Genomic DNA, 12,786 nt, shown 5'->3' with positions numbered 1-12,786 from the left:
TTACTTTTGGACGAGATCTCAACCAGCACCCTCTTTATCGTTTTGGGCCTGCTGGTGTTATGTTCCGCATTTTTCTCAGCTTCTGAAACCGGCATGATGTCGGTGAACCCATACAAGCTTAAACATCTTGCCAATGAACAGCATAAAGCAGCGATGCGTGTAACAGCTATGCTGGAACGCCGTGACAGACTGATTGGCTTAATTCTGGTCGGTAATAACCTGGTCAATATCGCAGCTTCTGCCATAGCGACTGTGATCGGTCTTCGGCTTTATGGTGATTATGGTATTGCGATTGCCACAGTTGCTTTAACAGTGATCATCCTGATTTTTGGCGAAGTCACACCAAAAACACTGGCTGCCCTGCACCCTGAGCGAGTTGCTTTTCCAAGTTCAGTGATCCTCAAACCTCTGATGAAAGTGCTTTATCCTGTGGTCTGGTTACTGAATAAAATTTGTAATACCTTTTTAGGCTGGCTGGGTGTCAGTGCTGAACAACATCACGGCAGCAGCTTAAGCTCTGAAGAACTGCGTACTGTAGTGCATGAAGCCGGAGCTTTAATTCCGCAGCATCACCAAAGTATGCTGGTGGGTGTGCTGGATTTAGAAAAAGCCACAGTGGAAGATATTATGATCCCCCGTAACGAACTGGTTGGGGTGGATATTAACGACGAGTGGAAAGACATAGTGCGTCAGCTGTCTAACAGCCAACACAATCGAATTTTGCTCTACCGCGACAGCGTTGACGATGCTTTGGGTTTTATTCACAGTCGGGAATTAGCCCGTCTGGCATTAAAAGATCAGCTTAATAAAGCCTCTTTATTACGTTCAGTGCGGGAAATTTATTTTATTCCGGAAAACACCCCACTGAACACCCAACTGCATAAGTTTCAAAGCTCGAAAGAGCGTATAGGTCTGGTGGTCGACGAATACGGTGATATTCAGGGGTTGGTGACTTTAGAAGATATACTCGAAGAAGTGGTAGGTAACTTCACTACAGATATCGCAGATAATCAGAATGATGAAATTCAGCCTCAGGCCGATGGCAGTTATCTGGTGGACGGCGGTATTAACTTACGGGATTTAAACCGGGATATGCAGCTGAACTTCCCCACCGATGGTCCTAAAACCTTAAATGGTCTGGTATTGGAATACCTGGAAGAAATTCCGGAAGCCAGTTTAGGTTTAACTCTGGCTGGTTGCCCTATGGAGATTATCGAAGTCCAGGACAATATGATTAAAACAGTGCGGCTGATGCCACACTTACAACAGGATTAAAAAGGGCGCTAACATGCGCCCTTTTTAATCTTGCTCTGTACGGTTAACCAAATAAACCAAAAAACCAGCCGCTTTTAAATTCTTCTTCACAGCTCTGTAATTGATTCTGATACATGGTTGCGCGTTGTTGTACCTTGCGGGAGGTCTCCATCAACCAGCGCTTTTTATAGTAGCTGCCACGTTTATAACCACCCCAGCCTTCGTGGTAGTTCAGGTACTGAGCATAAGCATCCGACTTCGACACTTTATTGATGCGACTGCTTTTATTGATATACCAGCCCATAAAATCCAGCGCATCGTCAAAGTTGGAACGGGCTGCAAAATAGCTGCCGGTTTCACGGCCATAATCTTCCCAGGTTTCGTCTTTCACCTGAGCATAACCATAAGCTGTGCTGGCGCGGCCGACAGGAATAAAACCAAACCAATATTCCATAGGCGGCTGAGCATCGTGTTTAAAGCTGCTTTCCTGATACATCATCGCCATAGGCACATGAATGGGCACATCCCATTTGTCACGCATATCAGATGCTGCGTCATACCAGTCATCATGTTCACGGAAAATTTCACACAAATTAGAACTGTTTTTGGGTGGGGCTGTAGCGCAACCTGTCATTACTGTGGCTAGTGATAAGAAGAGTAAAGTTTTTTTAATTTTTTTCATCTGACGCTGAACTTTTTAAAACACAACTCAGACTAACCCAATGAACGGATTCAACCAAGTTTTTGTTTTTCATCCCTGGATTATCCTTATCCTTAGTTTTCACGGCCAGCTTGCTGGCCGTTTTTTTATCCGGCAGATAAGGGAGCTTCAAACAAAAGCCGGATTTAAAATCCGGCTTTATCATTATAAATCAGCGAAATATCGTTCGAGATACTGATCAAAACTCACATCATCGGCCTGTTCAATCTTCTGCTGTTCCAGCAAGGAAACCTCAGCCATCTGCTCAAATTCTGCTTCACTGTAAATTTGGTAATCAGCCGCAGCCAATTGCTTTCGGTACTGTTCTGCCAAAGCCAACGCATGATAAGGGCTGTCTTGTTGCTGAGCTATTAAACGGCTTAACAACTTGCCTGAGTAGGTTTGATTTGGGTCTAACAGGCCCAGATAAAACTCTTTGATCACGGCTCTGTAGGCATCACCGCCGTGAGCTGCATCCATCCAGTCGGCAATAGGCATCAGATCAGCAAACAACTGCTCAGCCCAGTCCAGCATTAAACGGGGTTGGCCATTATCATCCAGATCCAGATTTTGTCTGCGACCTTCGGTCACCACTTTACGCAGATTCTGCTCTGTCACAGCTTGTTCTTCAGCCGATAAATCCGGGCTTTTTTCCAATAAGCAGTAGATTAAAAACAAATCGAGAAAACGCATTTGTTCAGCGTTAATGCCTACAGCACTAAACGGATTCACATCCAGAGCCCGCACTTCGATGTACTCTACACCACGGCGTTTTAACGCACAGGTTGGACGCTCGCCACTTTGAGTGGTGCGCTTAGGCCGGATGGTCGAATAAAATTCGTTTTCGATTTGCAGAATATTGCTGTTCAGCTGCTGATATTCACCATCCACTTTAGTACCAATAGAAGCATATTCTGCAGAGGGGGTCGAAATCGCCTGGCGTAAGCCTTTAATATAATCCGGCAAATTGTTGTAGCTGATATTTAAACTGGATTGTGCACTGTTGGTATACCCCAAATCACTCATGCGCAACGAGGTGGCATAAGGTAAATACAAAGAGCCTTTGCCCAACGCCTGAAACTTGTATTTAGGCTCACGGCCTTGTAAAAACGAGCTGCACATAGCCGGAGAGGCACCAAACAAATACACCACCAGCCAGACAAATCTTTTGTAGTTACGAATAAGGTGCAGGTACTGAGCGGAAATAAAGTCCTGCAAAGAACCTGTGTCCCCTAACAGCTGCTGATACTGCTGCCAAAAAGCTTCTGGAATGGAGAAGTTAAAATGCACGCCGCTGATAGCCTGCATCATACTGCCATAACGGTTTTTAAGGCCCTGACGGTAGACAGTTTTCATAGTGCCTACATTCGAGCTGCCATACTGCGCCAGTCGGATCTCATCCTGATGGTTGATATAACAAGGCATCGAACCGGCCCACAGCCGCTCTTCACCTATATGAGATAAAGCAAACTTATGAATGTCCGTCAGCTGTTTTAAGGTGATATCAATATCAGTCTGAGCCGGAGTAATAAACTCAAGCAAAGACTCAGAGAAATCTGTGGTAATTAAAGGATGAGTTAAAGCCGAACCTAAAGCTTTAGCATGGTCAGTTTGTGCCAGCTGACCATCGGGATGAATTCGTAATGTCTCCCGCTCAATACCCCGTCTGATACCTTTAATCGCAGTTTTAAATGACGTGGTGCCAAGTGCAGCCAGACGTTGTTCGAGGAAATGACTCAAGCTGATCCCTTATTCTGATAATGAGCAAACGTTGAAATGGGGCAACTCAAATAAAAAAACAAGAGTGGCCGCAGATTAAGTTTCTCTGACATGAACTGACGTTGTTATTCTACTCTTCTTCAGATGATGCGCCATAAGCTAATCTGCTTTTACGGGCCGCCTGTAACACCACGACCCGCATAATGTCTTTCCACGACACTATACCAATAGCCACGTTGTCCTGATCTGTCACCGGTAGGCAGCCAATATTATGTTTGAGCAATAATGCTGCGGCTTTGACCACAGGATAATCTTCAGGCACAGCAATCACAGGGCTGGTCATGACATGCTTAATTTTACGGCTGGTGACAAAAACATCTAAGGTTTTCTCCGACGCAGCATCCATCACAGGAGCCAGCGCTTTGAAATAATCTTTCACTGACACTATGCCTACCAGGCGTCGGCTCGCATCAATGACGGGCACATGCTGAAATTTTGACTGATTAAAAATGTCTTTTAACGCAGACAAGCTCATATCCGGGTCAACCATCGTCAATTTTCTGGTCATAATGGCAGATACTTGCATAATGCTCCTAAGCTCGCTTATCTGAGAGATCTTTGAAATAATGCCGCCGCTTTGATTCAGATTAACTGAATGATAAATAAAAAGGAAATAAGCATGAACCGCCGCAACCAGAACCTTGTTGATCAGGAAGTTCAATACGACGCCGGACAAGAGTTAGTCTCCACTACAGATACACGAGGTGTCATCACTTATGCGAACCCGGCCTTTTGCCAGGTCGCAGGTTACACCGAAGAAGAACTGGTGGGTAAAAACCACAATCTGGTGCGTCATCCTGATATGCCTGCAGCAGCTTTTACCGATCTGTGGGCTCACTTAAAACAAGGCCAATCCTGGCGTGGTATGGTCAAAAACCGCTGTAAAGACGGTCGTTATTATTGGGTTGATGCTTTTGTCACTCCTATTTATCAACAACAGCAACTGGTTGGCTATCAATCAGTACGGGTCAAAGCAAGTCCGGATCTGATCCAAAGAGCTGATCGCTGCTATCAGGCAATCAATTCAGGTAAAGCCGTCAGCCAGTGGAATGCGAACACGAACCTGCGCCGCCTTATTGCGCTGCTGAGCAGTTTTATTTTAATAGCAGCAGGCGCATTACTCTGGTCACACGCCTTATGGCTGGCGTTACTTATCCCGGCTATTTTCTTTGTGTTGATGTATGACGAATTAGTGGATATTCCAGCTCAGCTACAGAAAATTAAGCAAGACTTTGATTCGGTATCCCGTTATGTCTATAGCGGAAAAACAGCGTTCTCAATAGCGGATTTCCGTCATCAGATGCATCAGGCCCGTTTGCGTACTGTGTTGGGACGCACCAAAGACAGCACCAATAAACTGACCAGTATTGCCGATACATTAGAAGAAGCTGTGCATTTAACCGAACGTGGTATTCATCAGCAAAGCCAACAGCTGATCTCTATCGCAACTGCCACTCAGCAATTAAGCAGCACAGTGCTTGATATCGCAGAGCGTACTGGCGAAACCAACCAGAAAGTGGGCGAAGCTCAGCAGATTTGCCAACAGGCAGAACAAGTGATGCAGTTAACCGCCAACACGGTAAAAAAATTAGCTGTTGAAGTACAAGGCGCCGCCAGTACTGCGGATAATTTAGCAGTAGAAGCTGAACGTATTGGCGCTGTGATGACAGAAATTCAGGGTATTGCCAACCAAACTAACTTACTGGCATTAAACGCAGCCATTGAAGCGGCACGAGCCGGTGAACATGGCCGTGGTTTTGCGGTCGTTGCCGATGAAGTCCGGGCTTTATCATCCCGTACTCATAAAGCCACAGAACAAATTCAGCGCTCAATTGGTGAGATTCAGCAAACCTTGTTGAGCTGGGGTAAAACCATGACACAAAGCCGTGAGCAGGTAGAGGAATGTGTAACTCAAACCACTCACAGCACTGAGCAGTTATCAGACATAGTGGCGATGGTGAACACTATTGACCAACTGTCTTCACAAATTGCAACTGCTGCCACTCAACAAGGTCAGGTTGCAAGTGAAGTCGCCAACAATGTACAAAACATTCAGCATATTGCCGATGAAAACTTAAACAATATGCAGCTGGTATCCGACAATAACAAACGTCTGCACCAACAAGCCGCTGAAATTGCGAACTTAAGTAAAACCTTTAGTCAGTAACCCTGACTTGCAAAAAAGCCCGCAACAGCGGGCTTTTTCATTTTTAGTGCCGTGGTTAATGTGCGCTGGCTGAACCCATCACAAACTGCCCTTCCTGCGCATCGACTGTCACTACCGCATTGGGTTTAATCTGACCTTTCAGTAAGGTTTGAGCCAATGGGTTTTCAATATAATGCTGAATAGCCCGTTTTAATGGCCGCGCACCAAAGACGGCATCAAAACCCGCTGCGGCCAACAGATCCAGGGCGGCATCTGTTACCGACAAACCAAAGCCTTTATCCTGCAAGCGTAAACGCAGGCGCTGCAGCTGAATAGAAGCAATATGGCGGATATGGGCATTGTCCAGCGGGTGGAACACCACAGTTTCATCAAGACGGTTTAAAAACTCAGGTCTGAACTGTTTGCTCAGCACTTCCATCAGCATATCTTTCATTTGCTGATAATCCTGATGCTGGTAATGCTCCTGAATCAGGTCTGAGCCTAAGTTCGAGGTCATAATAATCACTGTGTTTTTAAAGTCGACTGTGCGGCCTTGCCCGTCTGTTAAACGGCCATCATCCAACACCTGCAACAGAATGTTAAAGACATCTGGATGGGCTTTTTCCACTTCATCCAATAGCACTACAGAATAAGGTTTACGCCGTACAGCTTCAGTTAAATAACCCCCCTCTTCGTAGCCGACATAACCGGGCGGTGCGCCGACTAAACGCGATACAGTGTGTTTTTCCATAAACTCCGACATATCAATGCGGATCAAAGCATCTTCGGTATCAAACAAGAACTGGGCTAAAGCTTTGGTCAGTTCGGTTTTACCCACACCAGTCGGGCCTAAAAACAAGAACGACCCTATAGGTTTATTCGGATCGGACAAACCTGCACGGGAACGGCGGATAGAGTTAGACACAGCTTCCAACGCTTCGGCCTGACCTACCACACGTTTTTGCAGTTCCTGCTCCATACGAAGCAGTTTATCGCGTTCGCCTTCCAACATTTTACTGACCGGAATACCAGTGGCTTTGGATAGCACATCGGCAATTTCCTGCTCGGTGACTTTATTCCGCAGCAGCCTCATTTCGTGCATATCCACCTGAGAGGCTAAATCCAGCCGTTTTTCTAAAGCAGGGATACGTTCGTATTTCAGCTGCGACATACGATTTAAATCACCGGCACGACGTGCTACTTCCATATCCAGCCGGGCTTGTTCTAAGTCCGCTTTGATATTTTGCGTGCCCTGCAAGGCCGCTTTTTCTGACGACCAGACTTCATCCAGCTCGTTGTATTTCAAATCCAGTTCACGAATTTGTTCCTGGATCATGTCACGACGTTTTTTGGTGGCGTCGTCTGTTTCTTTGGCCAGCGCATTGTCTTCCAGTTTCAGCTGAATAATACGCCGCTCTAATCTGTCCAGCTCTTCTGGTTTCGAGTCCATCTGCATCCGGATACTGGACGCTGCTTCGTCAATTAAATCTATGGCTTTATCCGGCAGTTGCCGATCACTGACATAACGGTGCGACAAAGTAGCAGCAGCCACTATAGCCGGATCGGTAATTTCTACCGCATGGTGCAGCTCGTAGCGTTCTTTTAAGCCACGCAAAATGGCGATAGTGTCTTCCACTGAAGGCTCATCCACTATCACTTTCTGGAAACGTCGCTCCAGCGCCGCATCTTTTTCAATGTATTTGCGGTACTCATCCAAAGTGGTCGCGCCTAAACAATGCAGCTCGCCCCGGGCCAACGCAGGTTTGAGCATATTGCCGGCATCCATAGCACCATCGGCTTTGCCTGCACCAACCATGGTATGAATTTCGTCGATAAACAGAATGACCCTGCCCTCTTCTTTTGAAAGCTCGTTCAATACTGCTTTTAAACGTTCTTCAAATTCACCGCGATACTTAGCACCAGCTAACAAAGAGCCCATATCCAAAGACAGAACTCTTTTGTCTTTTAAACCTTCCGGTACTTCTTTATTGATAATACGCAGCGCTAAACCTTCGACTATGGCGGTTTTACCTACGCCAGGTTCACCAATCAGTACAGGATTGTTTTTAGTGCGACGCTGCAGCACCTGAATACAACGACGGATTTCTTCATCACGGCCTATAACTGGATCCAACTTGCCTGCCTCAGCCCGCGCCGTTAAATCCACTGTATATTTGTTTAGAGCCTGACGGCTATCTTCAGCATTGGGGTCGTCGACATTCTGGCCACCACGGATTTGTTCTATGGCTTTTTCCACCACTGCTTTATCTACACCCAGCAGGCGCAATAAGTGGCCTAACTCAGACTTGTCCTCACAGGCGGCCAAGACAAATAACTCGCTGGAAATATACTGGTCTTTGCGTTTTTGCGCATATTTGTCGCATAGATTCAGCAGGTTAATAGTGGCAGCAGACAGCTGCACATTAGCGTCTACGCCATCGACTTTGGGCAGCCGCTCTAAGGCTTGTGAAAGTTTGGAACGCAGTTCGTTGGTATTGACGCCAATTTTGCTGAACAGATCTTTGGTGGATCCACCTTCCTGATTCAGCAAAGCATGCATTAAATGAATAGGTTCAATAAACTGATGGTCACGGCCTAAAGCCATAGACTGAGCTTCGGCTATTGCCAATTGGAATTTACTGGTGAATCTGTCGAGTCTCATAACATCTCCGCATACATCAAACTGCTGTTGGCATTAAGATGGGGGAGAGCCGACTAATTATCAAGCAATAAAACGTCAAAAATTTGACTTAGATCATTCAATCCAGATACAAGACGCCATCCGGCCTGTTTGACCATCACGGCGGTAGGAATAAAAATCTTGGGAGTTGGTGTAAGTGCAAAAACCGCCACCGTAGACTTGTGAAACTCCACAAGCATTCAAACGTAAAAGCGCCAGTTGATATAAATCAGCCAGCCATTTACCTGTTTTATTCGGAACTGCCACAAAAGCAGCGTCAGCTTTGGCATTTTTTTCAATAAAAGCCAGACGTACTTCATCCCCCACTTCAAAAGCTGTGGGGCCAATAGCAGGGCCTAACCATGCCATTACGTTGTTGGGTTCGGGAAACTGGGCCAGCGTTTGTTCCAGCACCCCGTCCACCAAACCACGCCAACCAGCATGAGCAGCTGCGACCTGAGTACCAGATACATCACAAAACAATACAGGCAGGCAATCAGCGGTCAGTACCGCTGATACCAAACCTTTGGTTTTGGTGGTACTGGCATCGGCGGTAAAAGGACCCACTGAAAAATCAGTCTGTTCCAGCACCACGCAATCTTTACCATGCACCTGGTTTAGCCACAAAGGTTCAGCAGGCATCTTCGCCTGTTGTTTGAACAGCTGACGATTCTGCGCCACAGCTTCAGGCCGGTCATCAACATGACTGCCTAAATTCAATCCATCGTAAGGAGGCAAAGATACACCCCCCTCGCGAGTACTAATAGCTGTTTTGACATTCAATGGCGCAGGCCAGTCAGCTTTGAACATCAGGCAAAATCCAGACCGTGAATGTCAGTGTCTTCACGTAAGGCCTGAGTCAGCTCGACCATATCGTCAGGAATTGGTGCATGCCATTCCATAATTTCACTGGTAATAGGGTGAGCTAAACGCAGCATAGCTGCATGCAGCGCCTGACGTTTAAAAGCACGTAATACAGTTAACAGGGCTTCATCTGCTTTACGCGGTGGACGTGGACGACCTGCGTAGACAGGATCACCCACCAGCGGATAGTTAATGTAGGTCATATGCACACGAATTTGGTGAGTACGGCCAGATTCCAGACGTAAACGCAAACGGGTATGAGCACGGAATTTTTCCATCACACGGTAGTGAGTCACTGCAGGACGACCTGAACTGGTCACTGCCATATGAGTACGTTTGGTAGGGTGTCGGCCTATTGGCTCATCCACTGTACCGCCCGCTGTCATAGTGCCATGACAAATTGCTTCGTATTCACGGGTAATTTCCCGCTCCTGCATCGCTTCCACTAAATGGGTCTGAGCCGGAATAGTTTTAGCTATCACCATTAAACCCGTGGTGTCTTTATCTAAACGGTGCACTATGCCGGCACGTGGCACTTCAGCAATAGAAGGACAGTGGTGTAACAAGGCATTTAATAAGGTACCGTCAGCGTTACCAGCACCAGGATGCACCACTAAACCCGCAGGCTTATTGATCACCATAATGTGCTCGTCTTCATAAACGATATTCAGATCGATAGGCTCTGCTTCAAAACGTTCGTCATCCGGTAACTCGGCCTGGATCAATACAGACTCCCCGCCCAGCAATTTTTCTCTGGGGGTGTTACACAGCTGGCCATTGATTTGAACCCAATCGGCTAAAATCCATTCTTTTATTCTTGAACGCGAATAGTCCGGGAACATTTCGGCCAATACCTGATCTAAGCGCTTACCAAATAGATGGTCAGGTACAATTTCTGCAAGTTTTATCTGTTTTGTCATGTCGGAACCAGTTATCCTGTGTGCATACCCGAACTGTCTGGGTTAGAATCGGGCCTTAAAAGGTTATTTTAACGGTTTTACTCCAGACTAAATAGCCAATAGGTTTAAGTAGTAGCGGATTTTTAAATGAAAGTGAATTTTTTAGCCATAATCGCCCTAGCTTTAACACTAACCGCCTGTGCGGGGAACAAAAATGCTGAAGAAGAACTGGTCAATACCAACCAGTCTGCTCAACAAATGTATGACGAAGCCAAAAATGTGCTGGATTCCGGTCTGTATAACAGAGCTATTGAGCTGTTAAGAGCCATGGAAAGCCGTTATCCATTTGGTCCATTGTCCCGTCAGGTGCAACTGGATTTGATTTATGCTTATTACCAAAGCGGCGATACCACCCAGTCGTTAGCCAGCATCGACCGTTTTATCCGGTTAAATCCGAACCATCCGGATCTTGATTACGCCTATTACATGCGTGGTTTAAGCAATATTAAAGTCGACGAAAATGCGTTTCAGGAGTTTGTCGGCATCGACCGTGCAGACCGCGACATGTCCAGCACCAAACAAGGTTTTGAAGATTTCAAAATTCTGGTCAGCACTTACCCGAACAGTAAGTATGCAAACGACGCCAGAAAGCGTATGTTTGCCATTAAAGAAACACTGGTGCGCTACGAATTGCTGGTTGCAGACTATTACACCCGCCGTGGTGCACATTTAGCTGCTGCTAACCGCTGTAAATACATAGTTGAGTACTATCGCGATTCGCCACAGGTAGAACAAGCCCTGGTGATCATGGTCGACAGTTACGACAAATTAGGTTTAGTGAAATTACGTGATGATGCCAAAGCTGTGTTGTTGCTGAACTTCCCTAACGCTCTGAACTGATATCCCGTCATCCTATGACTTAAGATATAAAGACAGACATAAAAAAACGGCTCTTAGGCCGTTTTTTTATGTCTGCTTATGCGTAACTTTGCGTTTACAACGCATCCAATGCTTCAGACAACTTACTGACTGCGACTACCGTCATTCCTGGAATAGCTTCTTTCGGCGCATTAGCCACTGGTACTATGGCGCGTTTAAAACCGTGTTTCGCTGCTTCTTTTAAGCGTTCCTGACCACTGGGTACAGGACGGATTTCACCGGATAAGCCCACTTCACCAAAGACCACCAGCTCGTTAGGCAAAGCTTTATTTTTAAAACTTGAGACTAATGCCAATAAAGTAGCTAAGTCAGCACTGGTTTCATTGACCTTGACGCCACCTACCACGTTCACAAACACATCCTGATCGGCCATTTGAATGCCTGCATGACGGTGTAATACAGCGAGCAACATCGAAATACGGTTTTGCTCCATACCCAAGGTGACACGGCGTGGATTATTTAATGGCGAATAATCGACTAAGCCCTGAATTTCTACCAGCAAAGGCCGGGTTCCTTCCCACAGCACCATGACAATAGAGCCTGGCGTATCTTCTTTACCCCGGCTTAAAAATATAGCGGATGGGTTTTTCACCTCACGCATGCCCTGCCCTGTCATCGCAAAGACGCCCAGTTCATTAACAGCACCAAAACGGTTTTTGTTGCCACGTAAAGTGCGGAATCTGTTGTCGGTATCACCATCCAGTAAAATAGAACAGTCGATGCAATGCTCCAGTACTTTGGGACCAGCCAGGGAGCCATCTTTAGTGACATGGCCGACCATAATCACAGCCACATTGTGCTGTTTGGCAAAACGGGTTAAATAGGCGGCGCTTTCACGCACTTGCGACACACTGCCGGGCGCAGACTGAATATCCGTCATCTGCATCACCTGAATCGAGTCGATGACCATAATGCGTGGCTTTTCCTGTTGTGCCAGTTGGCAAATAGTTTCAACATTAGTTTCGGCCAGCATCATTAAGTTTTGTGTCGGTAAGCCCAATCTGTTCGCCCGAAGCGCCACTTGCTGCAACGATTCTTCACCTGTGACATACAAAGCTTTATCTGTCACCGCCAGTCCACACATAATTTGCAGCAGCAAGGTGCTTTTACCAGCACCCGGGCTGCCACCAATTAATATGGCGGAGCCAGGCACTATACCGCCGCCCAGCACGCGGTCGAACTCAGCAAAACCAGAGCTAAAACGTGGTACATCCTGCAAGTCAACCTGGTCAAGCCGGATCACTTTAGCTGCAGTGGCGCCGGCATAACCGTCAAAACGTTGCTGTTTTGTGACGCTGGGCAAACGCACTTCGCTGATACTATTCCAGGTACCACACTCAGTGCATTGGCCTTGCCAGCGCACAAAGTCAGCTCCACAGTCATTGCAGACGTACGCGCTCTTAGTTTTAGCCATTTTTTATCTCTTCTTATTAAAAGGCACGATTATTGCTTTTACATCGCACTGGTTCTACTCTAACCCAAATTATTTATACAGAGCTCGCCACAGCCCTGTCAGTGTTTAAGA

11 protein-coding genes are annotated in these 12,786 nt (G+C 46.5%); 3 read left to right on the top strand and 8 right to left on the bottom strand.

Annotation, left to right across the window (positions count from 1 at the left end; translation table 11 throughout):
• The first annotated feature begins 6 nt into the window (after positions 1-6).
• The gene (locus LSG34_RS05845) at positions 7-1,275 is read left to right on the top strand and encodes an HlyC/CorC family transporter (RefSeq protein ID WP_233007891.1); all 1,269 of its coding nucleotides are present in this window, start codon (positions 7-9) and stop codon (positions 1,273-1,275) included.
• 43 nt (positions 1,276-1,318) lie between these two features.
• Here LSG34_RS05845 and LSG34_RS05840 read toward each other — a convergent pair whose 3' ends face one another.
• From LSG34_RS05840 to LSG34_RS05825, 4 genes are all read right to left on the bottom strand, one after another.
• Positions 1,319-1,936 (bottom strand): transglycosylase SLT domain-containing protein, encoded by a 618-nt coding sequence (locus LSG34_RS05840; protein ID WP_233007890.1) that lies wholly within the window; start codon positions 1,934-1,936, stop codon positions 1,319-1,321.
• The gene (locus LSG34_RS05835) at positions 1,923-2,120 is read right to left on the bottom strand and encodes a hypothetical protein (protein ID WP_233007889.1); all 198 of its coding nucleotides are present in this window, start codon (positions 2,118-2,120) and stop codon (positions 1,923-1,925) included. Before LSG34_RS05835 ends, LSG34_RS05840 begins: the two co-directional genes overlap by 14 nt.
• Positions 2,120-3,694, bottom strand: a complete 1,575-nt coding sequence (gene gshA, locus LSG34_RS05830) for a glutamate--cysteine ligase (RefSeq protein WP_233007888.1) — start codon at positions 3,692-3,694, stop codon at positions 2,120-2,122. Before gshA ends, LSG34_RS05835 begins: the two co-directional genes overlap by 1 nt.
• A gap of 109 nt (positions 3,695-3,803) precedes the next feature.
• Entirely contained in the window at positions 3,804-4,259 is a 456-nt protein-coding gene (locus tag LSG34_RS05825; RefSeq protein ID WP_233007887.1) for a CBS domain-containing protein, read from the bottom strand.
• Positions 4,260-4,352: 93 nt separating this feature from the next.
• On the opposite strand from LSG34_RS05825, the gene LSG34_RS05820 reads away from it, so the two are divergent.
• A complete protein-coding gene (locus LSG34_RS05820) occupies positions 4,353-5,900 on the top strand; it encodes a methyl-accepting chemotaxis protein (RefSeq protein ID WP_233007886.1) in 1,548 nt (515 codons plus the stop codon).
• 55 nt (positions 5,901-5,955) lie between these two features.
• Here the strand turns inward: LSG34_RS05820 and clpB are convergent, their stop codons facing one another.
• From clpB to rluD, 3 genes are all read right to left on the bottom strand, one after another.
• Positions 5,956-8,541, bottom strand: a complete 2,586-nt coding sequence (gene clpB / locus LSG34_RS05815) for an ATP-dependent chaperone ClpB (protein WP_233007885.1) — start codon at positions 8,539-8,541, stop codon at positions 5,956-5,958.
• A gap of 93 nt (positions 8,542-8,634) precedes the next feature.
• Positions 8,635-9,369 carry a peptidoglycan editing factor PgeF gene (gene pgeF, locus LSG34_RS05810; RefSeq protein ID WP_233007884.1) on the bottom strand — a complete coding sequence of 245 codons (735 nt, stop codon included), beginning with the start codon at positions 9,367-9,369 and terminating at the stop codon, positions 8,635-8,637.
• Positions 9,369-10,343, bottom strand: coding sequence for a 23S rRNA pseudouridine(1911/1915/1917) synthase RluD (gene rluD, locus LSG34_RS05805; RefSeq protein ID WP_233007883.1), 975 nt, complete (start codon positions 10,341-10,343; stop codon positions 9,369-9,371). Before rluD ends, pgeF begins: the two co-directional genes overlap by 1 nt.
• Positions 10,344-10,469: 126 nt before the next feature.
• Between rluD and LSG34_RS05800 the strand changes: the two genes are divergently transcribed.
• Entirely contained in the window at positions 10,470-11,222 is a 753-nt protein-coding gene (locus LSG34_RS05800) for an outer membrane protein assembly factor BamD (RefSeq protein ID WP_233007882.1), read from the top strand.
• 94 nt (positions 11,223-11,316) lie between these two features.
• Here the strand turns inward: LSG34_RS05800 and radA are convergent, their stop codons facing one another.
• Positions 11,317-12,675, bottom strand: a complete 1,359-nt coding sequence (gene radA, locus LSG34_RS05795; RefSeq protein ID WP_233007881.1) for a DNA repair protein RadA — start codon at positions 12,673-12,675, stop codon at positions 11,317-11,319.
• Positions 12,676-12,786 lie beyond the last annotated feature (111 nt).

The organism is Rheinheimera faecalis (assembly GCF_021290965.1).
GTDB classification, from domain to species: Bacteria; Pseudomonadota; Gammaproteobacteria; order Enterobacterales; family Alteromonadaceae; genus Pararheinheimera; species Pararheinheimera faecalis.
This window is presented reverse-complemented; position numbering and strand designations above follow the sequence as displayed.

Excerpts from the sequence above, each read along its gene's own strand:
- LSG34_RS05840 (WP_233007890.1), bottom strand. The coding sequence starts at position 1,936 with ATGAAAAAAATTAAAAAAACTTTACTCTTCTTATCACTAGCCACAGTA.
- LSG34_RS05835 (WP_233007889.1), bottom strand. The coding sequence starts at position 2,120 with ATGATAAAGCCGGATTTTAAATCCGGCTTTTGTTTGAAGCTCCCTTAT.
- LSG34_RS05825 (WP_233007887.1), bottom strand. The coding sequence starts at position 4,259 with ATGCAAGTATCTGCCATTATGACCAGAAAATTGACGATGGTTGACCCG.
- LSG34_RS05820 (WP_233007886.1), top strand. The coding sequence starts at position 4,353 with ATGAACCGCCGCAACCAGAACCTTGTTGATCAGGAAGTTCAATACGAC.
- clpB (WP_233007885.1), bottom strand. The coding sequence starts at position 8,541 with ATGAGACTCGACAGATTCACCAGTAAATTCCAATTGGCAATAGCCGAA.
- pgeF (WP_233007884.1), bottom strand. The coding sequence starts at position 9,369 with ATGTTCAAAGCTGACTGGCCTGCGCCATTGAATGTCAAAACAGCTATT.
- rluD (WP_233007883.1), bottom strand. The coding sequence starts at position 10,343 with ATGACAAAACAGATAAAACTTGCAGAAATTGTACCTGACCATCTATTT.
- LSG34_RS05800 (WP_233007882.1), top strand. The coding sequence starts at position 10,470 with ATGAAAGTGAATTTTTTAGCCATAATCGCCCTAGCTTTAACACTAACC.
- radA (WP_233007881.1), bottom strand. The coding sequence starts at position 12,675 with ATGGCTAAAACTAAGAGCGCGTACGTCTGCAATGACTGTGGAGCTGAC.